Origin of the sequence: Pontibacter roseus DSM 17521 (assembly GCF_000373265.1) — a bacterium.
Classification (GTDB): Bacteria; Bacteroidota; Bacteroidia; order Cytophagales; family Hymenobacteraceae; genus Pontibacter; species Pontibacter roseus.
Window position 1 is genome coordinate 104761 of record NZ_KB890762.1, and the last position, 25350, is coordinate 130110.

Below are 25350 nucleotides of genomic sequence, written 5' to 3' on the forward strand. Positions count from 1 at the left end.
CTAACAATCACCAAAGCGACTCATGAAGCGTATCTTCCAACCTGGTGACTACAAGGTATACCGCAAAACGGTGACCGAAGCGGACTTTGCCCGTTTTGAGGATGGGCTGGTACACGCGGTCTGCTCTACGTTCTCGCTGGCACAGGCGGCGGAGTGGGCGGGCCGGTTATTTGTGCTGGAGATGAAAGAAGAAGATGAAGAAGGTATAGGCACCTTTCTGAGTATCAATCATAAAGCGCCTGCTTTTGCAGGGGAGGAGCTGGTGATTGCCGCTTATCTCAAGTCCCAAAAAGGTAACGAGGTAATATGCAGCTTTGAAGCCTATGTGAGCGAGCGATTGGTGGCGGAAGGCGAGACGGGGCAGAAGATTTTAAAGAAGGAGAAACTGGCCAGGATACTGGCTCCAACGAAATAAGAATGGCGAAAGAGAAAGACCGAATCAAGAAGCACGTCAACATCGTGAACCGCAGGGCTTCTTTTGAATACCAGTTCCTGGACAAGTATACAGCCGGTGTCATGCTCAAAGGCACTGAGATAAAATCCATCAGGGAAGGCAAGGTGAACATGCAGGACGGCTACTGTGTCATCCACAACGGAGAGATGTGGCTCCACAACGTGCACATCTCCACTTACACCGAAGGCACCCACTACAACCACGAGCCCATGCGGACGCGAAAGCTGCTGCTCAACAAGAGCGAACTGAAGAAACTGGAGAAGGGGCTGCAGGAGCAGGGGGTTACGGTCATACCCATCCGGGTGTTCATCAACGACAGGGGCTTTGCTAAAGTAGAGGTTGCACTGGCGCGTGGTAAGAAGCTGCACGACAAGCGCGAAGACATCAAAGCCAAGGACGTGAAACGCGAGCTGGACAGGAGCGGTTTTTAAATTTCTAGATTAGAGATATTGTAGATTTGAGTATGCTTCTCACTAAAATTTCATTTCCTGATTTGCCATAATTTCACAATCTTCACATCTTCTAATTTCAAAAAAAGTGGACTACGGAATATGTATGCTCAGCCTGGTGCCCATGCGCGCTGAGCCCTCTGACAAGGCAGAAATGGTGACACAGGTACTCTTTGGGGAATGCCTGGAGGTCATCAGCAGGCAGGGCAACTGGGTAAAGGTGCAACTGGCTACCGACGAATACCAGGGCTGGATAGATTACAAGCAGTACCAGCCGGTGACGGCTGGCTATTATCAGGAATGGAAAGCGGCGCAGCACCCACGAGCGCTTGATATCGTGCAGGTGGTGAGCAACGCGGAGGTGCGCATACCTGTGGGCATTGGGGCATACCTGCCTTTCTTCGACGGGATGAGCATCCGGGTTGGAGAGGAAAACTACCAATACACCGGTCGGGCTACGAACCCTGATATGCCAGTTACCCCCGCACAAATCACCAAACTGGCCCTAGGTTTTATTAAGGCGCCCTACTTATGGGGAGGCAAGTCGATGTTTGGTATCGACTGTTCCGGCTTTACGCAGCAGGTATATGGATTGTGTGGCTTCCAACTACCACGCGATGCGAGCCAGCAGGTGGCGGTAGGCGAGGAGGTGCATTTCGCGACCCAGACACAGCCCGGCGACCTAGCTTACTTTGCCAATGAGGAGGGGCGCATCACCCATGTGGGCCTCCTGCTGGAGAACCAGCAAATCATGCACGCCCATGGCGAGGTCAGAATTGATACGCTGGACCATAACGGCATATACAACGCCGATCGCAAGCGTTATTCTCATAATCTCCGCATCATTAAGCGTATTTTTTCCTGATTCTCAGCATTTTTCTTCGAACATAGGCTATAACGAGTCGGTTAAATCTCGTAGAAGCATAGCATAAGTTCGAGGAAAGTCTATGAGAGACAAGGTGCTTATATTGAACCAGGACTTTAGTGCCATTGCCATTTGCACAGTGCACAAAGCCTTTTTACTGGTGTACCTTCAGAAGGCCGAGATGGTGTCAAAGGCCAACGGTGCCGTATTGCGCACAGTGAGCGCCTCCTTTCCTATACCTTCAGTTATTCGGTTGCAGCGCTATGTCAAAGTGCCCTACTATGGCATTGCCCTTAGCCGGCACAACGTGCTCCGCCGCGACAACTTCCTTTGCCAGTACTGCGGCACCAACAAGAACCTGACGCTGGACCACCTGTTGCCACGCTCCAGGGGAGGGGAGACCAACTGGCTCAACCTGGTGACGGCCTGCTCCAGGTGCAACTCCCGCAAAGGCGACCGTACCCCCGAAGAGGCCGGTCTGAAGCTCCTCCGAAAACCATCCAAACCCTCCCTGTTAACCTTCCTGCAACTGCACCTCAACACCAACAACGAAGACTGGAGCTTATACCTCAACGTGAAAAATAAGTAGTATTATTCTTCTGCTAAAATATTTAGCTTGTGTTATGTAAATGGTTTATAACCAAATGGTATTTGTTGCTGATATGAAGTAAAGGTGTGATTATGTATTTGTATGGTGTTACTCCAGTTTTTATGCCCATTACCTATACATTGTAGCTAGAGCTTCCCCGTTCTTCTACCTAAATTGTTCTATAGTCTCGCCTGTGCGGCGGGCACCTACTTTTTGTCTTGACACAAAAAGTAGGCAAAAAAGTCAAGATGCTCCAAACTCGCTAACCGCTCGAACAGTGGAGCACCATCAAGTGCACCTGGCCCAAGCCGCTGCTCCGTAGTTGCTGTTGTAAGTATGTCTTGCTATACCTGCCAGTGTCCTGTGCTACAGCGCTTCAATGTCACGTACAGTAACGGCAGAAAGTCCCCCTTCGAAGGGGGCAGGGGGATGTCAATCGTTCCCGATTCATTTCTAATGAGGGGTGGGTTAAGGAAAAGGTATAGCTAAATGCTGCAGCCATAAAGCCTATACCGGCCGAATAATAAAGACAGGCTCTCCTCCATAGACAAGGAGAGGCAGGGGTGGTTGGACCCGGCTATACCTATACCTTATAGACTTGTGAATGCTTAACACACCTATACCTGGCAGCACCTACCTTTATGCCCAAAACCTTCTTATAATAGGTATAGCAAGAGCCAAATAGCGACTTCAAACGAGATGAATGGCAAGGGTGCTCTAATACAGTCACTTACAGGGTGCTGCAGTCTGCTAAACTTATAGACTGTTTGCTTTCATAAGTTTAAAGTATTCCTTACTTTTGTCCCTTCATTCGAGTGAATGGACCCTGGCTGAACCCGGGGAATGTAAAATCTATCCAAACCGGCTCATTGCTCTAGGTCGGTGGCTATCCAGAGCAGCAGAATAATATGAGTAATTCTCCAGACAATTTTGATTGGGACAAGTTTGAATCCCAAGGTTTCGGTGGCGGCTACAGCAAAGACGAGCGCGCTGAAATGGAAAAAATGTATGACGACACCCTGACTACCGTACAGGAGCAGGAGGTTGTTAAAGGAACCGTGGTAGGCATCACTGATCGTGACGTGATTCTGAACATCGGTTTCAAATCTGACGGCCTGGTGCCAGTTTCAGAATTCAGAGACCTTCCTGAGCTGAAAGTGGGTGACGAGGTGGAAGTGTTTATTGAAGACCAGGAAGACCCGAACGGTCAGCTTATCTTGTCCCGCAAGAAGGCGAAAATCGTTAGCGCCTGGGCTCGTATCTATGACGCACTCGAGAACGATAACGTTCTGGAAGGCGTGGTGAAGAGAAGAACCAAAGGTGGTCTTATCATGGACCTCTACGGTGTTGAAGCCTTCTTGCCAGGTTCTCAGATTGACGTGAAGCCAATCCGTGACTTCGACGTGTTCGTAGGCAAGAAGATGGAAGTGAAAGTTGTGAAAATCAACGCCGCTTTCGACAACGTGGTAGTATCTCACAAAGTACTTATCGAGAAAGACCTCGAGCAGCAGCGTGCAGCCATCCTGAACAACCTGGAAAAAGGACAGGTTCTGGAAGGTGTTATCAAGAACATGACAAACTTCGGTGTGTTCATCGATCTTGGTGGCGTAGACGGTCTGCTTCACATCACAGATATCTCTTGGGGACGTATTAACCACCCAGAAGAAGTATTGAACCTGGATCAGAAGGTGAACGTGGTAGTGCTTGACTTCGACGATGACAAGAAGCGTATCTCTCTTGGCATGAAGCAGCTTACTCCGCACCCATGGGATGCATTGCCAGCTGAAATTGAGGTTGGCTCACGCGTGAAGGGTAGAATCGTGAACGTGGCGGATTACGGCGCATTCCTGGAGCTTATGCCAGGTGTTGAAGGCCTGATCCACGTTTCTGAAATGAGCTGGTCACAGCACCTGCGCAACCCACAGGACTTCATCAAGCAGAACGACGAAGTAGAGGCGGTTGTGTTAACGCTTGACCGCGACGAGCGCAAGATGTCACTTGGCATCAAGCAGCTGACTGAAGATCCTTGGACGAAAGAAGACGTGATTACGAAATACGCAATAGGCTCTAAGCACACAGGCGTAGTTCGTAACCTGACAAACTTCGGTCTGTTCCTGGAGTTGGAAGAAGGTGTTGACGGTCTGGTACACGTATCTGACCTGTCTTGGACTAAGAAAATCAAGCACCCATCTGAGTTCGTGAAAGTTGGTGAGAACCTGGACGTGGTTGTTCTGGAGCTGGACGTAGCTAACAGAAGACTGGCCCTTGGTCACAAGCAACTGGAGGAGAACCCTTGGGATACGTTTGAGTCCGTGTTCAACATCGGTTCTGTGCACAGAGCTACTGTTCTGGAGAAATCTGAGCGTGGCGCCACACTGGAGCTGCCATACGGCATCGAAGGTTTCGCTTTCCCGAAAGGTCTGACGAAAGAAGACGGTTCTCAGGTAGAGGCAGGCGAGTCGCTTGACTTCCGAGTAACTGAGTTCTCTAAAGACGACCGTAAAATCATCCTTTCGCACACATCTACTCACACGGAGACGGCAGACGCTGCCCGCGTAGCAAAAGCTACGAAGAAAGCTGCTCCAGCCGGTGGTGGAGAGAAGAAAGAAGCGAAAGCTCCTAAAGTACAGAAAGAAGCAGACCGCTCTACCCTTGGTGACCTGGATGCCCTTTCTGCCCTGAAAGAGCAGATGATGGAAAATGAGAAAGAAGCTGGCGTGAAGAAACTGGAGGCTGCTGCAAAGAAGTCTAAAGGTTCTGACGAAGAGTCTTCTGAGGAAGAGAACAACGCTTAGTACTAAGCTTGTCCTATAATGAAAGGCCCCGGAGCAATCCGGGGCCTTTTTTGTTGTGCTATACCTTGTTCTTCTCCATGTACGGCTGCCAGTTGACGATGAGCACCTTCTCCTCCTCGAGCAGCAGGTAGCCGTAGTCGTAGCAGAAGTGGTAGGTGTTGCCCTGCCTGGTGCGGTAGAGGTGGGTGAAGTGGCGGAAGTCGAAGCCGGCCACTTGCAGCACCTCCCGCTTGAGGGTGGTCTTGCCCTCGGGGCTGAAGCGCTGCAGCACAAAGCGGTTGTGCCGCAGTTTGAGGTTGGTCTCCTTCATCAGGCGCTCGCCCGCGTCCTCGGAGCGGCGGCGGTTGCTGGCCGCCGCCCGGCACTGGTTGGAGCAGTACCGTTTCCCGGCCCTGCCCACCAGCGGCTGGTCACAGGCTTCACAGTTCCTTTTCGTGTAGTCCATAGGCTGTATGCTGTTGTAAACGCACGTAAACGTTTTAAGTCGTTATATACGTTTATAAGCGCACTTATGCGCACAATCTGCGCTTAAGTGCGCCCAATGCCCGAATTTGGTGCCTGTATCAGCTACCATGTACCATGACAAACGCCAGCTCCCATCCTGCTTTGTACCTGAACGCCCTTGAGCATGAGGGAAAACGCTTCATCCGCCTGTGGTTTAAGGCGAACCCCTTCATCGCCAGGCGCCTGAAGGAGGCCGATTGGGTAAAGTTCAGCAAAACCTACAAGTGCTTCGTGATGCACCGGACCGACCAGTGCATCGAGAAGCTGCATCAGCACTTCGAGGGGCTGGCCAAAGTGGACGCCCGCTACCTGGACAGGCCCAAGCGGCTCCGCCCTGCTGAGGGAGCCACCGTTCTGGCCGCAGGGCACGCCTCCGACCCGCTGCCGCGGATGACTGTCCTGCCCGTAGTGCGCCTGCAGCCGCTCGAGCACGAGGGCAGGACGCTCATCCAGCTCTCCTTCCAGTATAGCAAAGACATCTATACCTGCCTTTGGCGCTTCGGCGGCTGCACCTGGCTCAAGGAGCTCAAGTGTTTTGCCATGCCCAACGAGAGCCGCGTGTTCCACGAGCTGCTGGACGCGCTGGAGGGCACGGCGCAGGTATGGCTGGCCCAGACGCTCAAGATTCGTGATTTGCCGCTGCAGGCGCGGCTCTGGGAGCAGGGCTATGTGAAGGGGACGGGCTACATCCCCTGCCCACTGCCATTCATAGAGAAGCTCTTCCTGCTCAACTACTCCATGAACACCATCCGCACCTACCACGCGCTGCTGCTGCGCTTCCTCAACGGGCATAGCGAAAACGGGCTGCAGCAGATAGACGCCTTCTCGGCAGAGGAGGTCAACCGTTACCACCGGGGCATGGTGCAGAGCCAGAGGTATTCCCACTCCACCGTGAGCCAGAGTATCAACGCTGTCAAGTTCTATTTCCAGCGGGTGCTGGGCCGCCACAGCGTGCGACTCGAGGAGGTGGAGCGCCCGGAGAAGCCCAGCCGCCTGCCGCAGGTGCTCAGCAAGCAGGAGGTGCAGCGCATTCTCTCCGTCACCGAAAACCTGAAGCACCGCTGCCTGCTGCAGCTGCTCTACGCGGGCGGGCTTCGCATCAGCGAGGTCATCAATCTGAGGATTAGCGACGTGCAGTCAGACCGCAATCTGCTCTTCATCAGGGGCGGCAAGGGCAAGAAGGACCGTACCACGCTGCTCTCCCAGAAGCTGCTGGAGAACCTGAGGGCCTATTACAAGCAGTACCGCCCCAAGGTGTGGCTATTTGAGGGGCAGACGGGCGGGCAGTACACGGTGGAGAGCATCCGCGGTGTGTTCAGGGCCAGCATGGAAAAGGCGGGGGTGAAGACAAAGGCCACGCCGCACACGCTCCGGCACTCTTTTGCCACGCACCTGCTGGAGCAGGGAACGGACCTGCGCTACATCCAGACGCTGCTCGGGCACCGCTCCAGCAGGACCACCGAGATTTACACCCACGTGACGAGCTACGCCCTGGATAAAATCACGAGCCCGCTAGATTGTCTGTAGAATTAATATATATTAGCTGATGAAAATATTAATCTATGAAAGAAGTGAGAGTCGGTCGTAAAGGATGCATGAAGATGCCAAAAAAGGCGAATTCCTCCTTTGCACATAGTGCCAATAACCGTATGTTCACGCTTTCGAGGTAGTTAGGCGGCAACTATAGAAAAATGAATCAGCTCTTTAGTAGATTTTTAAAAAAGAAAATAATGACTCAGGAAGAGATTCTCAATCTATCTGTTGCCATAGCGCTTGAGTGGGGACAGAACTGGAACCAGCCGATTCAAGAAAGGCTAACTAAAAAGCTTCCTTTCTTGACAACAAATGAATTAGATGAATTAAACATTAAGAGCAAAGAAGTCCTAACGGCTGGATTTAATATAATAAGAGCGACTTTAGAAAAATTGACCGACAAGGGAGAAATAATCAAAGAAAAGGATTTAAAGGCGGAATTTGAAAATGAATTAACTGCCTTGTATCCGTGGATAAGTCACGTGAATATCAAAAGCATTTGCAACCAGGGCTTGTATTACAGTTGGAAAAATGGACTTGGTGAATGTGTTAAATAAAAAGTCGCCGCCTAACAATGCATAAAAGTCACCCTTCGGCCGACGGCCTTGCGCGTCGTTTATACGAGCCGTTATGTGTCACTTTAAACAATAGAAAAAAGAAGGCAATCTAATGAGAACTTTACTGTTGGTGATGGCTCTAATGTGGGCAGCTTTCGTGCTTCTCATAGGATTTTGGATGTTTCTCTACACACCAGAACAAATAGAAAAGGATAAAATCTTTGTAGAAGAAGAATTAAGACCAGCTGTTAGTTTTGTGAAAAGCTTCAAGAAAGAAAATAATAGACTTCCTTCTAACCGAGAATTTTATACTTGGGAAAGGGACTACTATAACGACTATTCAAGTGACCTGAACCAAGACGCTGATTCATTAGTGGCTGGTTTAGGAAGGGTACAGTACATTAGGAATAATAGCGATATAGCCAGTGATGACCTACAGAAATTTAAACAAGCTGATTGGGATAAGGACTTTGCTATAGGTGTGTGGCGTGGGGATTGGTGGGAGTATTACTATTCGTGGACCGATAGCTACGATACCAATAGCTATTCATGGGATGATGGAATTATTGGATTAATATGGACCACTTTAATAGGTGCTTTCCCTCTACTATTGTTGTGGTATTACAGAAGAAAAAGCAAAACACATAACATGGCACAGGCTTAAGTCTCGGCTGACGCCTTACCTTAGCCTGTACTAACCGTTATGTGCAATAGAGAATAATAGATGAATTTACCTTCGATGTTTCGGTTTTTGCCTTTTCTGTTGCTGTTGGTCGCCTGCAACAGTAACAGAGAGTTTGATGAAAGGTATAATAGCGAAACAGGTTTAACAGAACGGATTGAATACTATCCGGATGGAAAAGTAAGAGCCAGGGGCTTTTTCAAAGAGGGCAAAGAGCACGGAGAATTTACTCACTATTACGAAAGCGGCAGTATTGAAGAAACAAGTGTTTACCGGAATGGTGTCTTAGACGGGGTTTATAAAGCTTTTTATCCGAACGGTAAACAGAAAGAGAAAACATACTATTCTGAAGGGATGCCAGCTGGATGGGGTTACGAGTACAGGGAGAATGGTAAGAAGCAAGCAGCATATGAATATATCAGGTTTAAGGACGACTACATAGGCAATCAAAGAATAAGGTATGATGAATCTGAAAAAATTATAGCTGACAGCAGCCACTACATGACAGTTTCCAGTAACGGAGATACTATATCTTTAGGGGAAGAGATAAGACTGCACTTCAAATTGGAGGCCCCCTTCTATGGGAGCAAAAGTCAGGTGCGACTGCACATCGGTGGCTTTGACGAGACGTACAGACTTATAAACCCTGCAGCGACCGATACAGTCAATGGTGATGGATTGACAGCGGAGTTTGTCGTTCTTCCGAAAAAAAAGGGAAAGCATGTGGTGCAAGGGCGTTTGGAGGACTATAAAGTCGAGCAGATAAGTGCTGAAGAAGCGAAGAAGAGGTTTAAGGTGGAAGTAGAGAATCCCGAGGAGATAGGAAATGTAACAGAGAGTGTCTATATCTACTTTACAAGAGAGTTTTATGTGAGGTAGCCATTCTAGATGTAAAGGTCTGAGCAGGCCAAATCAAATCAACTAAAAAAGTAAAACTAATGCACATAACACGGCACAGGCTCCAAACTCGGCTTCGCCTTGTTCTCAGCCTGTCCTAATCCGTTACCTATCATAGTAATCTATAGAACTTTGTCTTGTAAATAAGCGTTAATGTAATAACTTTGTAATTACATTAAATAAAAAAGTGCTATGGAAGTATCAATCATTCAAATAGGAAATTCCAAGGGACTACGGTTGACTAAGTCTATTCTAGACAGGTATAACATCAAGGATAAAGTTGAGCTAATACTGGAAAAGGGGCAGATTATCCTAAAGCCAGTTGAGCAGCCAAGGAAAGGCTGGGACAAGGCTTTCAGGAAAATGCACGAGAACGGTGATGACCAGCTTTTACTCGATGATGTGTTTGGCGATGAAAGCTTTGACGAATGGAAATAAGTCAATATGAAATAGTCCTGGTGAATCTGGACCCTACTGTAGGAAGTGAAATACAGAAAACAAGGCCATGTGTCGTGATATCCCCTGATGAGATTAATCATAACCTAAGAACAGTGGTCATCGCGCCGATGACCACCAAGAGCCGTAACTATCCTACCCGTGTGAAAGTGAAGCACAACAACCAAGTGGGGTGGGTAGTGATTGACCAGATACGGACTATTGATAAAGTCCGCATTGTTAAAGTGTTAGGAAACCTGAACCCCTCAGAAGTAGCTTCCTGCAAAAGTGTGATAAAAGAAACTTTTGTGGACTAATAAAAAAACCACCATAGGTAACACGGTGCAGCCGTAACCCTTCGCTATGCTTAGGGCTTCGGCTGCACAAATCCGTTAGGCTGCATTTCAAAGAATAAAATTACAAAACTTTTTAGTGTTAAACTTAATACTTACTTTTGGCGTTAGTAACGCAATGAATAAGTATGATTATATCTTTCGGGTCAAAGGAAACTGAAAAAATCTGGAATGGGGAAAGGGTAGCGAAGCTGCCTATGGAAATCCAGACAGTTGGCAGACGTAAATTAAGAATGCTTCATAACTCTCAAGACATTGCTGACCTTCGCATTCCTCCCTCCAACAGACTAGAGAAGTTAGCGGGAAACCTAAAAGAGTTCTACAGTATCAGAATAAACAGCCAGTGGAGAATCATCTTCCAATGGAGTAATGGCCAAGCATCAGAAGTAGAAATTATAGATTACCACTAAGAAGAAACAAATGGAACGATTACCCAATATTCATCCAGGAGAAATACTGCAGGAAGAGTTTCTCTCTCCTTTAAACATTACAGCCTACAGGCTTGCGAAGAACATTGGAATACCGCAAACCAGAGTGTCTGAAATTCTAAAAGGGAACAGACGAATCACAGCGGATACAGCCTTGAGATTAAGTTATTATTTTGGCAACTCCCCTAAGTTTTGGCTCGGGCTTCAAGACGACTACGATTTGGAAGAAGAAATGACAAATAAGCAAAAGGAGCTGGAAACTATAAAGCGATTTGAGAAAACCGCAGCCTAACCCAGTTCAGCCTTAACCCTCCCTTGCTACGCTACGGGCTTCGGCTGCACCAAGCACGTTATACCAACCAAGCCTCCTCCAACACCATGAGAAAGATAATCCTGGATTTAGCTGTTTCCCTGGACGGCTACATCGAAGGCCCCAACGGAGAGGTGGATTGGTGTGTGCTGGATGACGAAATGGACCTACAGGGTTTCTTGGCAGGTATAGACACGATATTCTATGGAAGGGTGAGCTACGATATGTGGGGAAACTTCCAGCCAGATGCAAAAGCTAGCGAAACCGAGCAGGTTATCTGGAAGGCGGTACATGCCAAACAGAAAGTGGTTTTCTCTAGCCAGGAGCAGGAGGGCAGTCAGGCCACCTTTATCACCTCTGCTATACCTGAGCAGGTGGCTGCAATCAAACGGCAAGGCGGAAAGGACATTTGGCTGTATGGCGGCGCAAAACTGATTTCCACCTTCATCCAAAACGGGCTGATTGACATCTACCGGATTTCCGTCCACCCAACAGTATTAGGGGCAGGCAAGCCCTTGTTCCAGGGTCTGCAGGATAGGATAAACCTTGACTTATTGGAAGTGAATAGGTTCAGGTCCGGGGTGGTCCAACTTGTCTACCAATCAAAGAGCCAAACCATCACCTGATAACGGTGTATCCATACATTACTGAATGAAAGAGCCTGAAGCACCCCATGAACCCATACCTGGAGATACACCCTGAAGTACAGCAGGCGTTGGCAGCAGGAATGCCGGTCGTAGCGCTGGAGTCTACCATCATAGCGCATGGCATGCCTTACCCGCAAAACGTGCAGACCGCCCTGGAGGTGGAAGCGGTGATTCGGAAGGCCGGCGCTATACCTGCCACCATCGCCATCCTGGATGGCAAGTGCCGTGTGGGGCTGACAAAGCAGCAGCTGGAGCACCTGGGCAAGGCAACGGGCGTCTGGAAGGTGAGCCTGGTGGATATGCCTTACGTCATCAGCCAGAAGCTGGCCGGAGCCACCACCGTGGCCACCACCATGCGCATTGCCGCCATGGCAGGTATACGGGTGTTTGTGACAGGCGGAATAGGCGGCGTGCACCGGGGAGCCGAGACCACCATGGACATATCGGCCGACCTGACCGAGATGGGACAGACCTCTGTAGCCGTGGTATCGGCTGGTGTGAAGTCGATTCTGGATATCGGGCTGACCCTGGAGTACCTCGAAACGAAAGGAATACCTGTTGTTACGTATGGGCAGGATGCCTTCCCCAGCTTCTACTCACGCCAGAGTGGCTTTCCCTCGCCGCTCCGCCTTGACTCGCCTCAGGGCGTAGCCAATCTGCTGCACACCAAATGGGAACTTGGGCTTGAAGGAGCCGTGCTTATCGCGAACCCTATACCTGCAGGGCAGGAGGTGCCGGCAGAGGAGATGGAGCGCCACATTCAGGAGGCCCTGCGCGCGGCGGCACAGCAGCACATCCGGGGCAAAGCCGTCACGCCGTTTCTGCTGAAGTTCATTGCAGCGCATACACAGGGAGAGAGCCTGGAGGCAAACATAGCCCTCATCAAAAACAACGCGAAGCTGGGTGCGGAGATTGCGGTGGCATACTTTCGGTAAACACGCAGCTCTACTTGGTTGGAGCCGTCTCCGGCTTGGCAAAGCCACTGACAGGGATCTTCCTTTCCTCCTGCATCGGCGCCCCGTTACGCTGCTTGTACCAGTTCTTCAGTTTGTTCACCACAGGCTTCTCGACATAGGAAGTAATCAGCCAGGCAGCCGTAAGCGAGATGACCAGGGGCGGCACAATCACGAGCAGGCTATCACCGAAAAGGGCTCTGGTCTCGTTGATGATGACGTAGCCCACAAACTGGTGTATCAGGTATAGGGCATAAGAGATGCTTCCCAGGAACAGCAGTACCTTGTTCACCATGAACTCCAGTTTCCCCATCAGACCCAGATAAAACAGTCCAAAGAACGAGATAATCACTAGGGTATGTGCCAGGCCTTCAGGTAGGTATAGCGCCACAATGGCGGCAATGGAGAAAAGCAGATGGCCCAAAATGATGGGTTTCTTCTCCGGATGCTTGCGCAGGAGGTAGAACAGGATGCCCGCATAGAAGAAGACGCCATGGTACAGGTTGAGCAGTGCGCCGCCCACCCCAAAGCTGAAAGCATATTTGTGCACCAGGCTCAGCAGTACCCACACCGGCCCCACCCACAGGATGCGCTTCAGGTTATTGGTCATAAACAGGGCCAGCATCATCAGGTAGAACATCCACTCCGAGAAAAGCGACCAGTACACGCCATCCACGTCCGGCACGCGGGCCAGTTTCTGGAACATGGTCAGGTTGACGAGCATCTGCGGAACAGTGGTCTCGAAACCAGGTAAACCAAAGGTCTGCACCACTAGAAAAGTCGTAATCATGCTGAACCAATAGGTAGGGTAGAGGCGGATGGCCCGGTTGAAGAGGAATTCGCCGCCACTCTTGATTCGATCGAAGCTGAAGAAAATCACGAAGCCGCTGATCATGAAGAAAAGCTCCACCCCATACAGGCCATAGTCAAAGTCATACCTGGGCGAAAAGCCGTGGCCGTACAGGCTTCGGTACACGGAGGTATAATGGAAGAGGGCGACAGACAAGGCTGCTATACCCCGAAGAGCGTCTAAGAATAGAAGTCGGTTCATAATGCTATCATTCCTTGACCTGCACATGCGAGGCCATTCCTGGCCTTGCGAGTACATGTACAGGCGCTGCAAAACGTTGTAAAGCCTGTGTCAGCATTCCTATGGCCCATTTCGTAAATAAAGCGGGTAACCCTACAGCATTCTGATGACAAACAGGCACAACAACAATGGAGTTTATGTGGTGTTTTAATTCGTTGGTTTCAGTCACGTATGGGAGCCGAGGCACAAGGCTAGGTTTACGCTCCCAAAGTGGTATACAGGTTTTTCAGGATATACCGGAGTTCAGGGTATAAAGTTGTACTGAAAATGGTGTCATCTGTGGTTGCAGAGGAGGAGTATGTCTGATTTGGGGCACCTGTCTTTGGTTTTGAATCGTGTTTTTGCTAGCTTGGAGGATTGTTATAGGAGGAAAGGTGCTCCTAGCGCCGATTTCGAATCTCAACCTGGATTTTGTCAAACTGATACATATGAAAATAACAGCGAATATCCTGCTGGCACTGGCGCTCTTCGGCTTCTCTGCCTGCTCAGACAGCGACAGCAAAGAGACTACTACGAGCAACCAGCCGGTCAATACCGCCAATACACAACGTGTACCGGCAACCAGCGCCACACCTGCCACCGGAGTAGCCTTGAATCCGGAACACGGCCAGCCCGGGCATCGCTGCGACATAGAGGTGGGTGCACCGCTCAGCACACCCGTGCAACCCAAATTGACCACGCCTCCGCCAGTTTTCCAGCCGCAGCCGTCCGGATCTGTGGCAGCAGGTACTAACCCGCCGCACGGCCAACCCGGCCATGACTGTGGTATACCTGTGGGCGCACCGCTTAAGAAGTAAAGTCTGGCCAGGCGTATAAATTAACGTGCTAAGGTATAGCCGAATAGCCAATGCCGGCTAAAAAATATGCGGTTATAGTTTGACAAGCATACTTCTCTGCTTATATTTGCACTCCCAATCAGGGTAACGTGGCCGAGTGGCTAGGCTCAGCTCTGCAAAAGCTGCTACAGCGGTTCGAATCCGCTCGTTACCTCTTTTAAACCGACCGCTCAGGTATGCTTGAGCGGTCGGTTTTTTTTATGCCCTTTCCAAAGGCTTTTTCCCGCCTCAAATAAGCTGCCTCAAAGGCGAAACTTAAATGAAGTCTGCGAGATAGCCTACCCATGCACAGGCTTTTCAAATAGTACTGAAATTTGAGAATCGCTATATCCTTTGCAGCAGGAAATCGTATTGCAAGCTGACATTACCTTTTGGCTATACCTTCATCAAACTTTACAGAACAAACCCATTGAACGACACAGCCTCCGCATCAGGAGAGGGTTCAGGCTATGCCCAGTTGCTGCCGGCACCTTTCTGATTGACCTGGCAAGGCCCGGTCAGGCAAGGCTCTACCCCGAATCGCTAACAGAAGACAAGCAATAGTAGCATTCTATCATTCCACATGAAAATCATAGATTTGCGCATCATGCGCGGACCAAATTACTGGTCAGTCGAGCACCCCAAAATCATCGTCATGAAGCTGGCCCTCGGTGAGCTGGCAGACAAACTCACACACGAAGTTCCTGGCTTTCTCAGCCGCCTCCGCCGGATGTTTCCGTCGCTCTATACGCATCGTGCCGGGGAGGGCGTAGACGGAGGCTTCTTCAAGACAGTGGAGGAGGGCACCACCTTCGGGCACGTAGTGCAGCATATCGCCCTTGAGCTGCAGACTTTGGCAGGTATGGAGAGCGGCTTCGGGCGTTGTTACATGGCCCAGGACCAGCACATGCTCCACGTCATCTTCTCCTACCAGGAAGAGCGGGCAGGCGAGTATGCCGCACACGCCGCCGTGCGCATTACAGAGGCGCTTGTAAAAGGGGAGAAGTACAGCGTGAGTGAGGACATTGCACGCTTGCACGAAATCCGTGAGGATGAGTACTTCGGCCCGAGCACGTACGCCATCGTGTCGGAGGCTGTGAGCCGCGGTATTCCCTACATCCGCCTGAACCGGCACTCACTCATCCAGCTGGGTTATGGTGTGAACCAGAAACGTATTCAGGCCACCTTGACAAGCGGTACGGCCTGCTTTGCTGTGGAGATAGCCGGCGACAAAAACGCTACCAAGGAGCTGCTGGAAGAGGCAGGCATACCTGTGCCAAAAGGTACGACCGCGTATGACCTGGAGGAGCTCAAGCGGGCTGTAAACCGCTTGGGTTACCCGCTGGTGCTTAAGCCACTGGACGGCAACCATGGCAAGGGCGCCACCATCAACATCACCAACTGGAAGGATGCTCAAAAGGCCTTCGCTGCTGCCCGCAAGTACTCCAATGCCGTGATGGTGGAGAGCTACATCCAAGGCTTCGATTTCAGGCTGTTGGTGATAAATGGCAAGTTTGTGGCGGCCGCCAAAAGGACCCCGGCCATGGTGACCGGTGACGGTACTTCCACCATCAAACAACTGGTAGACCGTGAGAATAAGGACCCGAGACGCGGTGTAGGCCACGAAAAGGCACTCACCCGGATTACCATTGACCGCCATACCCAAAATATTTTAAAGTCCAAAGGGCTTACTACTCAGTCGGTTCTGCCCGAAGGGGAGGTGCTATACCTGAAAAGCACGGCTAACATAAGTACTGGAGGCACCGCTTCTGACGTTACAGACCTGGTGGATGAGTACAACATACTGATGGCGGAGCGTATCGCCGGGATTGTGGGTCTGGATATCTGTGGCATTGATGTGATGACCACTGACATCGCCATACCATTGAACGAAGCCGGTGGCGCCGTGCTGGAGGTGAACGCCGCCCCTGGTTTCCGGATGCACATATCGCCTACCTATGGCCTGCCGCGCAACGTGGCCGAGCCGGTGGTGGATATGCTGTTCCCACACAACAAACCTGCTCGCATACCCATCATTGCGGTATCCGGCACTAACGGAAAGACGACTACCACGCGCCTCATAGCGCACATGGTCAAGAGCAAGGGCTATCAGGTAGGCTATACCACTACAGACGGCATTTACATTCAGGACAAACTGCTGGAGAAGGGCGATACCACGGGAGCGTACAGTGCGCAGTTCGTGCTCAAGGACCCTACTGTGAACTTCGCCGTGCTGGAATGCGCTCGAGGCGGCCTTCTGCGTTCTGGCCTTGGCTTTGAGCAGTGCGACATTGGCATTGTGACGAACGTGAGCTCTGACCACCTGGGCCTGAAGGACATCCATACCTTGGAAGACCTGGCCAAAGTGAAGGCAGTCATCCCGAAGAGTGTGAGCAAGGACGGATACGCCATCCTGAACGCCGACGATGACCTGGTGTATGCCATGGCGGAAGAGGTGTCCTGCAAAGTGGCCTTCTTCAGCATGGATGAAAACAACCCGCGTATCCTCAAGCACATAGCCAAAGGAGGTCTCGCTGCGGTACACGAGAATGGGTTCATCTCCATCTTCAAGAACAGCTACAAGATTCGCGTAGACAGGGTGGCTGACGTGCCACTGACCTTCGGCGGGAGGGCCAAGTTCAACATCGAGAACATACTGGCGGCTACTCTGGCGGGCTATATCTCACACTTTGAGATAGATGATATCAAGCATGCGCTGCGCACGTTTGTCCCTTCTCCGAGCAAGACGCCAGGCCGCATGAACCTGTTCCAGTTCCCGCAGTTCGAGGTGCTCGTGGACTACGCCCACAACGTGGGCGGCCTGAAAGCCATCGGCGGTTTCATGGAGAACTTGGACGCAACCAGAAAGATAGGTATAGTGGCTGGAGTAGGGGACCGTCGTCCCCAGGATTTCTACGAACTTGGTAGAGTGGCCGGGGAGATATTCGACGAAATCATCATCCGGCTGGACAGCGACCTGCGTGGCAAAACAGCCGAGGAGATAACGCTGCCCATGATGCAGGGTATTGAAGACGTGGCCCCTTACAAACAGGTGAAGGTGATTCCGGAGGAGATGCGGGCCATCGCCTACGCCCTAGAGAATGCAGAAGAAGGCTCGTTCGTAGCCATTTTCACGGAAGACATAGAGGAGTCGGTGAAAATGGTGGAGAGCTTCAAAGTGATTCAGGACAGAAAAAGAATTCTTGTTGAGTAAAGTCTAACGCCTGCGTTAGAAAATTTCATGTGAACGATGGACTAAAACCCTCTCCTCAGGAGAGGGTTTTTTTATGCCTTATACCTATTCCTATACCTGAGCGGCCAAAGTGGAACACTCACTCCAAATCATTAGCACAAAAAAAGCCCCCGCCAGAGCGGCAGGGGCTTTTCAGGATATTAGGGTTTATAGCTTATTTCAGAACAAACGTGGTGGAGCCAATCATGAAGCCATCAGCGTACAATTCAATGGTGTGCTGGCCTTTTTTGTACTCTGCGTTTTTGGCATACATCAGGCTCACCTGCTGCTGCGTGTTGTCAAACACAATGTCGCGCTTGGCAGTGTAGTACATGTCCTCGCCATCAATCTGGAAGGAGCCAGAACCAGTTGACAGGTTGTATAAGGCGGCTCCATCAGGCTCAATCAGGCGCATGTAAATGGTTTTCGGCTCTTTGGGAGCTACATCGTTCTTGCCCAGGTTGAACGTCACACGGATTTTCTCTGCATTCTTGGCGCGGAACTCATTTTTCTTGTCATCCAATTCCTTGCCGCGCTTGTTCACCACGTTTATATCCAGACGCTGTGCCTCTAGTCGGGAGGCTACCTTCACTTTCTCCGTCAGGTCTACGTTGGTAGACTTCATGGTAGTAAGGCTGTCGCTGAGGCGGTTCTGTGTGGTTTTAAGGGTAGTGTTCTCGGTGAAGAGCACTTCGTTGTCCTGCTTCAGGGTGGCGATTTGCTCATCCTTCTGCTTCAGCTGCTGCTCAAAGGCCGCTGCTCTGTCGCGGAAACGGCGCTGGTCGGCTAAGCTGTAGGAACTCTTGCGGAACCCACGCAGCTCGTTCAGGTCAGAGGTGATAGAGGCGATTTGTGCCTCCATCGAGTCGTTTTCAAGGCCCATCGCCTGCAGTTCCTGGCTCTGGCGCTCAAAGTCGGCTTTCAGGGCTTCGTATACTTTTATCTGGTTCTCCAGTTCCTTATCTTTCACTCTGATAACTTCCGCCTGCTCCTCAGTCTTCTCCTTTTTCTGGTAGTTCATGTAAAGCAGGATGCCGTTGATGCTAATCAGGATAACGAGCAGGCCACTAATCAAAAGCTTGCGGTTGCTTCTTTTCTCAGAAGGGTTCATGGGCGATTCTTGTTTTGGATTGTCTTTTTTTTCCAGAGTGTTCATTTGTTTGTTCTTTTGTCGCAGAATACTCGTAGCGTAGGTTTCAAATATAAAGCTTTTGCTGTATTATCATACAATATGAATCAAGAATTTAGTGCTGCCTACTGGCAGAGCCGTTACGAGAACGGCCAGACAGGATGGGACGTTGGGGCTATAACGACACCCCTGAAAGAATATTTCAATCAGCTGACTAACGCTGCGCAGCGCATTCTGGTTCCGGGCTGCGGAAATGGGTATGAGGCAGAATATCTGTACCGGCATGGTTTCAGCAACACCTATGTAGTAGATGTGGCGGCGGCCCCCCTGGAACAATTGGCAACCCGTATACCTGATTTCCCGAAGGGGCAGCTCCTGCAACAGGATTTTTTTGAGCTAGATGGGAAGTATGATATGATAGTGGAGCAGACTTTCTTCTGCGCCATCGACCCTTCCCTGAGGCAGGAATATGCCCGGAAGTGTGCAAATCTGCTAGCTCCCGGAGGTATACTGGTGGGGCTGCTCTTCGATACCACCTTTGAGCATGCGGGGCCGCCTTTTGGGGGGAGCAGGGAAGAGTACAGGCGCTACTTCGAGCCTTACTTCGATTTCCTACATTTTGAGACCGCCTACAATTCCATACCGCCGAGACAGGGGCGAGAACTGTTTATAGAACTGAGGGTGAAGGAATAGGTTCTCTAAGTAGGCGTATGCGCAATATATGAATCCGCAAAATGCTCTTGCTATACCTGCCTTAGGGCAAGTCTGGAGGTTTCAGGACTCATTTCAACTGTATAAAGTTCTTTATTCGCCATAAGCTGTTTAAATTTGCAGAGCCGCAAGGCCTCAACTAATTAAAAACCAATGTTCGAAATACAGAAACTGAAACATACTGACTCCGGCAACTTCTTCTTGATGGCAGGTCCCTGCGCGATAGAAGGAGAGGAGATGGCCTTGCAGATAGCAGAGCGCCTGGTAGACATCACCAGCCGCTTGCAGGTGCCGCTTATCTTCAAGGGGTCTTACCGCAAAGCCAACCGCTCCCGTCTCGATTCCTTCACAGGCATCGGCGACGAGAAGGCCCTGCGCATCCTCCAGAAGGTGGGTCAGACATTTGATGTGCCCACTGTTACCGACATCCACGAAACACATGAGGCTGCCATGGCCGCGGAGTATGTGGATGTATTGCAAATCCCGGCGTTCCTGTGCCGGCAAACCGACCTATTGGTGGCAGCTGCGCAGACGGGCAAGGTGGTGAACATAAAAAAAGGACAGTTCCTTTCAGGTGAGGCTATGCGTTTTGCCGTAGACAAAGTACGCGAGTCGGGCAACGACAGAGTCATCCTGACGGACAGAGGCAACAGCTTTGGCTACTCTGACCTGGTGGTGGACTTCCGCAATTTGCCCGAGATGCAAACGACGGGTGCCCCGGTGGTGATGGACGTGACGCACTCGCTGCAGCAGCCCAACCAAAGCTCCGGCGTGACAGGCGGCAAGCCAGCCCTGATTGAGACCATTGCCAAGGCGGCCATTGCGGTTGGGGCCGACGGTCTCTTCATCGAGACGCATCCACAGCCCTCCATTGCCAAGTCGGACGGCGCCAACATGCTGCCGCTCGACCAATTGGAAGGCCTGTTGGAGAAATTGATTCGAATACGCCAGGCGATTCGATAGGCTGCTGTTAGACATATATAGGAAGAGCATCAACAGCCGTTGGTGCTCTTTTACTTTTTAAATAGGATACCGATGAGTGAGACAAACCATACCCCAGAGTGGGAAGTGTACTTCTGCGACATCGCCGACCGCCCCGCCTGCATCAGCGTAGACCTGGCGCTGGAGCAGCTGGCACCAGTGGCTGGCAAGCAACGGGCCTTTGAGCTGGTAGTTGCCCTGCAGCAGCCCGATGCCGATGGCTTCCCGGAGAGTGAAAAGGAGTGGGAAGCGCTGGAACAGATTGAGGAGGCGCTTGTCGAGCAGTTCCAGAACTCGCTACAAGCCTTGTTCGTGGGGAAAATCCTGCATGACGGCAAGCGTAGTTTCTATTTTTACAGCGGCCAGGAAGCGCTGCCCGATGTGCTTGCTGCCAACGTGATGCAGCAGTTCCCGGACTATACCTATTCCACCAACTCCTTGGAAGATGCGGACTGGGGGCTATACCTGGACTTTCTTTTCCCGGAGCCAGTGGACATGCAGAGCATCAAAAATGCCCGCATCATCCGGATGATGCAGGAGCAGGGAGACCAGGAGCAGATTCCGCGCCCAGTTTCGCACAGCCTTCACTTTGCTACTGAAGCAGACAGGGCCTTGTTCCGTAGCAAAGCTGGGGAGATGGGCTATACATTAGTTGATGAGAGTAAAAGTGAGAATGGTTCGGAACCTCCCTACAGCCTGATTATTTCCAGAATGGGGACGCTGACCGAAGAGGCTATCCATACCGCCACGCTAGAGCTGTGGCAACTGGCAGAGGAGCATCAAGGCAGTTACGAGGGCTGGGAAGCGCAGGTCGTGCGGGAGAATGATTAGGGTAGAGGCGGTGATGAGGCAGGGGCATGAGCATGTATCACCTGCCACACTTGCTCATAATCCAGTTATTCCCATGCACTATTTGTCATTCCGACGAAAGGAGGAATCTGTTACCATAGCCACCGCCGGTGCGAGCGCAGCGGGAACCGGTGGTGAGATATTTAGAGCCAGTCTGCAGCTGGCATTCTGCAAAATTTCCTTCCCCGCCGTCCTCACAAAAGCCGCATCTGCGCTGGCGCTGGATGTGCGGCCGGAAGGGCGTGAGATTCCTCCTTTCGTCGGAATGACAGTTACGACCGATGGGGTTCGTGCAGGGGAGTCCCCCTACTTAGTAGGGCCAGGGGTGCTTGTAACCGGTTTAATACAGCAAGGTGAAATTCTCTTTGGGCTGAGACTTCCGGAAGAAAACCAAGCCGACGTAGAACAGGTCAATGGTCTGGCATACCTGTGGGTGCCGCTTGATTTCCTGCCACGCCCGTTTCATCTCAGCGGACCAGTACAAGTCGTCCAGCACGAATACGCTGTGCTCGTGATGCTTGGCAAGGCAGGTTTCGAAGTAACGCATGGTCGGCTCGTAACGATGGTTGCCGTCAAAGAAGACAAAATCCAGTTGCTTTACCTGATCCAGTTGCCGGGACAGCGTTTCATCCAGGTTGCCTATAACCGGATTGACGTGCCTGAGCCCGAGTTTCCTGAAATTCTCCTGTGCCACACCGGCAATCGCAGGGCAGCCTTCAAAGGTATAGAACTCGGCCTGTCTGTTGGCTAGCGCCAGGTAAGAGGTGGTAACGCCCAGGGAGGTGCCTAAATCAAAGATTACCCTAGGTTTAAAATGCCCCACGAGCCGGAAAAGGAGTTGCGCATACTTAGCGGGCTTGGCTGAGGTGCGGGCGATGTAACTGATTTTGCGCTCCTTTTTTAGACCGGCCTTGGGTCCTGCCCCAAAATCTGTTACCAGCAAGGTGCTGTTGTTAGCTAGCAGTGCCTGGCGTAAACCTTCTATCAAGGGGTAGGCGTAATAATCACCGTCGTGGCGGATGACCTGGTGGTAGAGTTCAAAGATGAAAGGCGAATGAACCCCGTGCAGTTTAAAGGACTTTAGTCGGTAAAGCAGGTAGTGAGAAGCCAGGTGGAAGGGGAGCAATGTTGACTTGTGAGTTAGGTAATCGTTAACCAGTTGTTCTAGATTAAAGTGATAGTTCTTTTAAGAGCGAATTCGTGCTTACAATACAAGCTTGAAAGAAACAATCCATTCGCTCTACACAGATTTTAATTCAGCTTGTAAGGCACAATAAGTGTGAATTCAGGTATAGTCACATGGAAGTGCTTGCCGTCCACCATGCGCTCCATCAGGTAAGTTCCGCGCATTTTGCCCATGCCAGTCTTCAGGTTGCAGCCTGATACGTATTCATGCGAATCGCCTGGCTCCAGCACCGGCTGCTGACCCACCACGCCTTCTCCTTCCACCTCACGCACGGCACCTGTGGCATCGTGTATGTACCAATGGCGGCGGAGCAGCTTCACCGTAAACTCACTGTTATTCTCTATGCTTATCTTATAGGCAAATACATAGTGCTGCTGTACCGGACTGGAGTAATCTGGAAGGTAGTTGGTCGTGACCGTTACGGTTACACCTTCTGTAGTTTTTGTATCCATGTGACAGAGTTTTTTGTATACTTAGAAAAGTTTCAGGTATAGCCGTATCATGTCCTGAAACCCTGTTCCTTTTCCTTCAATGAATCCTTCACAAACTCATGACTGTAAAGATAGAAGAAAGCTGGCAAAATGTGCTACAAGACGAATTCGAAAAGCCCTATTTCAAAAACCTTGTGTCTTTTGTTAAAGACGAGTACGCCTCCCAAAAAGTTTACCCACCGGGCAACCAGATTTTCCATGCTTTCGAGATGTGCCCATTCGAAAACATAAAGGTAGTTATTTTAGGCCAAGACCCCTACCATGGTCCCAATCAAGCCAACGGATTGGCTTTTTCGGTGAAGGATGAAGTGCGTATACCTCCCTCTTTGGTCAATATTTTCAAAGAGATAAAGAACGACTTGGGCAAGGACCTGCCCCCCACAGGCAACCTGGAGCGATGGGCGCATCAAGGGGTGCTACTGCTCAACGCCACCCTCACCGTGCGTGCAGGCGATGCCGGCTCACACCAGAAAAAAGGCTGGGAGGAATTCACAGATGCCGTGGTAAAAAAAGTGAACGACCTAAAAGAAGGGGTGGTCTTCCTGCTGTGGGGAGCCTACGCCCAAAAGAAGGGCGCCATCATTGACGAGCGCAAGCACCTGGTGCTCAAGGCCGCCCATCCGTCTCCCTTCGCCGCCGACCGTGGCTTCTTTGGCACCCACCACTTCAGCAAAGCCAATGAGTACTTGAAGCAGCAGGGCAAGGAGCCGATTGACTGGTAGAGATAAAACTAATTGCCATTTTAGTTACTCTTTCTGTCATTCCGACGAAGGGAGAAATCTGTTACCATAGCCACCGCCGGTGCGAGCGTAGCGGGACCGGGCGGTGAAAGCTGCGAATCGGCTAAAATAAAAGCTCATAGAAATACCACATCTGCGCTGACGCTGGATGTTCGGCCGGAAGGTTAACAGATTCCTCCTTTCGTCGGAATGACAGGAACAAAAGAATGGCAGAAAGCGAATTAAAAATGGTAGAGACTACTCCTGAAGAGACTTCTGCCAATTGGTAGTACTAAACTGCTGCGGGTCAAACCACTCCTGATTCACCTCCTTCGGGAAAGAAATATTGTAGTACTCCTCGCGCAGGAACAGCTTGCCGTTGTTTTTGAACACAATCTCGGTAGCCACCCAGTAGCCATCAATTTGCTGGTACTGGTTCATCTCCACGTCACGGGCCACGCCTTTGTTGTTGGTGATGATGCGCACCACCCACAGGTTTTCCTTATCCACCCAGAACTGGCTGCTGGTGTTGTCGCTCAGATTAGTGGTGCCTACCACGTATACCTTGCGGCCTTGCCAGGTGCTCTCGGTGAATTGGCTCAGGTCGTAGTTTAGCTCCTGCAGCTTGCTGATGGTGGTGGCAGGGGAGTAGAAGTACACATCGAAACTCAGCAGCACCAGCGGGTGGATGGAATACTGCTTGCTTACCTGTTTCCCTTCTTTGAAGGTATAGACCGTGTCCTGGTTGTATATCACGCCATTGCCTGTTTCAAAGCCATCGAAGCGGATGTGCAGGTTAGCCGGATAGCTGTATATCTCCTGCCATACCTCCTCTCGGCTCACCTGATTGTTCTCATAAAAGATGGCCTTCTGGTCAAACGCGAAATTCGGGTACCACTTGTCCTGCCATCTGGCATGCATGGCTTCAATCACTTGCTGTCCGTTTTGGGGTTGGCTGGCGGTCTGGTTCATGTTATGCGTGCAGGAAAGGGTAAGGAAGGGGAGGAGTAGGTATAGCGCAAAGTGAATCAGGTTGCTGGGTGCTTTTTTCATGGTTCTAATGTAGGAGGAATGGGGAATGGCATGGCATAATTAGACTCTCAAGGAGCCCCGGAACGCCCTTGCGCTGTAGTAGGATTGCGCTCCGTTGTGATATACGAAAACATGACCGTATCTACAATCACAAAAGAGGGCACCACCCAGTTTTCTGATATCAGCAGGGGTTTTTACCCAGCTCGATGTTTTCAAATCAAATCCCCCAAGTTGCTGCAGTTCACGGTATTGTTCCTCTGTTAGAAGTTCGATGCCCATGGCGGCAGCCATATCCACAGCGTTATTATCGGGCTGATGTTCTTTCCTGGATTCCTGCCCGTCCCGGTCATAACAGACACTTCTGCGGCCTTTCGGACTTTCCGCTGAGCAATCATAGAAGATGTACTCGTCTGTAGTTTCAGCATACCCCACCACATCCGGTTCGCCGCAGGTTCTTTCCATTTCGTGTAGCGACCACAGCTTTTCGACATTGGCTTCCAGCTTTGCCTGTATTTTAGACCACTCAAGACTCTGGTGACGTTTCATGTTTTTCTCAAAACGAGTTTTTAGCACTTTAAGTAGCTCTTCCCATTGTTCTGGTGTTAACTCTCTTCTGTTTGCCATTGTCATGATAGGTTGATTTGCTTACGGTCTTTTTCAATTA

General features: G+C 50.7%; 28 protein-coding genes and 1 tRNA gene. 22 read left to right on the top strand and 7 right to left on the bottom strand.

What is annotated here, in order from left to right; translation table 11 throughout:
• Positions 1-22 precede the first annotated feature (22 nt).
• The 5 genes from B051_RS0106910 (at position 23) to rpsA (ending at position 5152) form a co-directional block, all read left to right on the top strand.
• A complete protein-coding gene (locus B051_RS0106910) occupies positions 23-415 on the top strand; it encodes a thioesterase family protein (protein WP_018477456.1) in 393 nt (130 codons plus the stop codon).
• A 2-nt stretch (positions 416-417) separates the two neighbouring features.
• Complete coding sequence (gene smpB, locus B051_RS0106915) at positions 418-885, top strand: SsrA-binding protein SmpB (RefSeq protein ID WP_018477457.1); 468 nt, start codon at positions 418-420, stop codon at positions 883-885.
• 106 nt (positions 886-991) lie between these two features.
• Positions 992-1768: a C40 family peptidase gene (locus tag B051_RS0106920; protein ID WP_245539596.1), complete on the top strand. Its 777-nt coding sequence runs from the start codon at positions 992-994 to the stop codon at positions 1766-1768.
• A gap of 82 nt (positions 1769-1850) precedes the next feature.
• A complete protein-coding gene (locus B051_RS0106925; RefSeq protein ID WP_018477459.1) occupies positions 1851-2357 on the top strand; it encodes an HNH endonuclease in 507 nt (168 codons plus the stop codon).
• A 908-nt stretch (positions 2358-3265) separates the two neighbouring features.
• Entirely contained in the window at positions 3266-5152 is a 1887-nt protein-coding gene (rpsA, locus tag B051_RS0106930) for a 30S ribosomal protein S1 (RefSeq protein ID WP_018477460.1), read from the top strand.
• A 58-nt stretch (positions 5153-5210) separates the two neighbouring features.
• On the opposite strand, the gene B051_RS0106935 is transcribed toward rpsA, so the two are convergent.
• Positions 5211-5597 (bottom strand): hypothetical protein, encoded by a 387-nt coding sequence (locus B051_RS0106935; protein WP_018477461.1) that lies wholly within the window; start codon positions 5595-5597, stop codon positions 5211-5213.
• A gap of 134 nt (positions 5598-5731) precedes the next feature.
• Here B051_RS0106935 and B051_RS0106940 point away from each other — a divergent pair, with 134 nt between their 5' ends.
• From B051_RS0106940 to B051_RS0106985, 10 genes are all read left to right on the top strand, one after another.
• Positions 5732-7183: a tyrosine-type recombinase/integrase gene (locus B051_RS0106940; protein WP_018477462.1), complete on the top strand. Its 1452-nt coding sequence runs from the start codon at positions 5732-5734 to the stop codon at positions 7181-7183.
• A 164-nt stretch (positions 7184-7347) separates the two neighbouring features.
• A complete protein-coding gene (locus B051_RS0106945; protein WP_018477463.1) occupies positions 7348-7746 on the top strand; it encodes a hypothetical protein in 399 nt (132 codons plus the stop codon).
• A 112-nt stretch (positions 7747-7858) separates the two neighbouring features.
• On the top strand, positions 7859-8410 hold the full coding sequence (locus B051_RS0106950) for a hypothetical protein (protein ID WP_018477464.1): 552 nt from the start codon (positions 7859-7861) through the stop codon (positions 8408-8410).
• A 60-nt stretch (positions 8411-8470) separates the two neighbouring features.
• Positions 8471-9307 (top strand): toxin-antitoxin system YwqK family antitoxin, encoded by an 837-nt coding sequence (locus tag B051_RS21940; RefSeq protein WP_157578671.1) that lies wholly within the window; start codon positions 8471-8473, stop codon positions 9305-9307.
• Positions 9308-9517: 210 nt separating this feature from the next.
• Positions 9518-9763 (top strand): AbrB/MazE/SpoVT family DNA-binding domain-containing protein, encoded by a 246-nt coding sequence (locus tag B051_RS0106960; RefSeq protein WP_018477466.1) that lies wholly within the window; start codon positions 9518-9520, stop codon positions 9761-9763.
• The gene (locus tag B051_RS0106965) at positions 9754-10077 is read left to right on the top strand and encodes a type II toxin-antitoxin system PemK/MazF family toxin (RefSeq protein ID WP_026236237.1); all 324 of its coding nucleotides are present in this window, start codon (positions 9754-9756) and stop codon (positions 10075-10077) included. Before B051_RS0106960 ends, B051_RS0106965 begins: the two co-directional genes overlap by 10 nt.
• Positions 10078-10241: 164 nt before the next feature.
• Positions 10242-10523 carry a type II toxin-antitoxin system RelE/ParE family toxin gene (locus tag B051_RS0106970; RefSeq protein WP_018477468.1) on the top strand — a complete coding sequence of 94 codons (282 nt, stop codon included), beginning with the start codon at positions 10242-10244 and terminating at the stop codon, positions 10521-10523.
• Between the two features lie 10 nt (positions 10524-10533).
• Complete coding sequence (locus B051_RS0106975) at positions 10534-10833, top strand: HigA family addiction module antitoxin (protein ID WP_018477469.1); 300 nt, start codon at positions 10534-10536, stop codon at positions 10831-10833.
• Positions 10834-10919: 86 nt separating this feature from the next.
• Complete coding sequence (locus B051_RS0106980) at positions 10920-11477, top strand: dihydrofolate reductase family protein (protein ID WP_018477470.1); 558 nt, start codon at positions 10920-10922, stop codon at positions 11475-11477.
• Between the two features lie 47 nt (positions 11478-11524).
• Complete coding sequence (locus tag B051_RS0106985; RefSeq protein WP_018477471.1) at positions 11525-12433, top strand: pseudouridine-5'-phosphate glycosidase; 909 nt, start codon at positions 11525-11527, stop codon at positions 12431-12433.
• A 10-nt stretch (positions 12434-12443) separates the two neighbouring features.
• On the opposite strand, the gene B051_RS0106990 is transcribed toward B051_RS0106985, so the two are convergent.
• On the bottom strand, positions 12444-13502 hold the full coding sequence (locus tag B051_RS0106990) for an acyltransferase family protein (RefSeq protein ID WP_071594861.1): 1059 nt from the start codon (positions 13500-13502) through the stop codon (positions 12444-12446).
• Positions 13503-13969: 467 nt separating this feature from the next.
• On the opposite strand from B051_RS0106990, the gene B051_RS21005 reads away from it, so the two are divergent.
• The 3 genes from B051_RS21005 (at position 13970) to cphA (ending at position 17570) form a co-directional block, all read left to right on the top strand.
• Entirely contained in the window at positions 13970-14338 is a 369-nt protein-coding gene (locus tag B051_RS21005; protein ID WP_018477473.1) for a hypothetical protein, read from the top strand.
• Positions 14339-14460: 122 nt separating this feature from the next.
• Positions 14461-14531 (top strand) — tRNA-Cys (locus tag B051_RS0107000).
• A 408-nt stretch (positions 14532-14939) separates the two neighbouring features.
• On the top strand, positions 14940-17570 hold the full coding sequence (cphA, locus tag B051_RS0107005; protein WP_018477474.1) for a cyanophycin synthetase: 2631 nt from the start codon (positions 14940-14942) through the stop codon (positions 17568-17570).
• A gap of 193 nt (positions 17571-17763) precedes the next feature.
• On the opposite strand, the gene B051_RS0107010 is transcribed toward cphA, so the two are convergent.
• Positions 17764-18744: a hypothetical protein gene (locus B051_RS0107010; protein ID WP_018477475.1), complete on the bottom strand. Its 981-nt coding sequence runs from the start codon at positions 18742-18744 to the stop codon at positions 17764-17766.
• 75 nt (positions 18745-18819) lie between these two features.
• Here B051_RS0107010 and B051_RS0107015 point away from each other — a divergent pair, with 75 nt between their 5' ends.
• The 3 genes from B051_RS0107015 to B051_RS0107025 all read left to right on the top strand — a co-directional run bounded on the left by B051_RS0107015 (position 18820) and on the right by B051_RS0107025 (position 21240).
• On the top strand, positions 18820-19410 hold the full coding sequence (locus B051_RS0107015; protein WP_018477476.1) for a methyltransferase: 591 nt from the start codon (positions 18820-18822) through the stop codon (positions 19408-19410).
• 171 nt (positions 19411-19581) lie between these two features.
• Positions 19582-20391 (top strand): 3-deoxy-8-phosphooctulonate synthase, encoded by an 810-nt coding sequence (gene kdsA / locus B051_RS0107020; RefSeq protein ID WP_018477477.1) that lies wholly within the window; start codon positions 19582-19584, stop codon positions 20389-20391.
• 72 nt (positions 20392-20463) lie between these two features.
• Complete coding sequence (locus B051_RS0107025; RefSeq protein WP_018477478.1) at positions 20464-21240, top strand: DUF695 domain-containing protein; 777 nt, start codon at positions 20464-20466, stop codon at positions 21238-21240.
• A 358-nt stretch (positions 21241-21598) separates the two neighbouring features.
• Here B051_RS0107025 and B051_RS0107030 read toward each other — a convergent pair whose 3' ends face one another.
• Both B051_RS0107030 and apaG read right to left on the bottom strand, forming a co-directional pair.
• A complete protein-coding gene (locus B051_RS0107030) occupies positions 21599-22384 on the bottom strand; it encodes an O-methyltransferase (RefSeq protein WP_018477479.1) in 786 nt (261 codons plus the stop codon).
• Positions 22385-22509: 125 nt separating this feature from the next.
• On the bottom strand, positions 22510-22896 hold the full coding sequence (apaG, locus tag B051_RS0107035) for a Co2+/Mg2+ efflux protein ApaG (protein ID WP_018477480.1): 387 nt from the start codon (positions 22894-22896) through the stop codon (positions 22510-22512).
• Between the two features lie 98 nt (positions 22897-22994).
• Here apaG and ung point away from each other — a divergent pair, with 98 nt between their 5' ends.
• On the top strand, positions 22995-23657 hold the full coding sequence (ung, locus tag B051_RS0107040) for a uracil-DNA glycosylase (protein WP_018477481.1): 663 nt from the start codon (positions 22995-22997) through the stop codon (positions 23655-23657).
• A gap of 255 nt (positions 23658-23912) precedes the next feature.
• On the opposite strand, the gene B051_RS0107045 is transcribed toward ung, so the two are convergent.
• Positions 23913-24707: an outer membrane lipoprotein-sorting protein gene (locus B051_RS0107045; RefSeq protein ID WP_018477482.1), complete on the bottom strand. Its 795-nt coding sequence runs from the start codon at positions 24705-24707 to the stop codon at positions 23913-23915.
• Positions 24708-24746: 39 nt separating this feature from the next.
• Complete coding sequence (locus B051_RS0107050) at positions 24747-25316, bottom strand: DUF4256 domain-containing protein (RefSeq protein WP_018477483.1); 570 nt, start codon at positions 25314-25316, stop codon at positions 24747-24749.
• Positions 25317-25350: the final 34 nt, after the last annotated feature.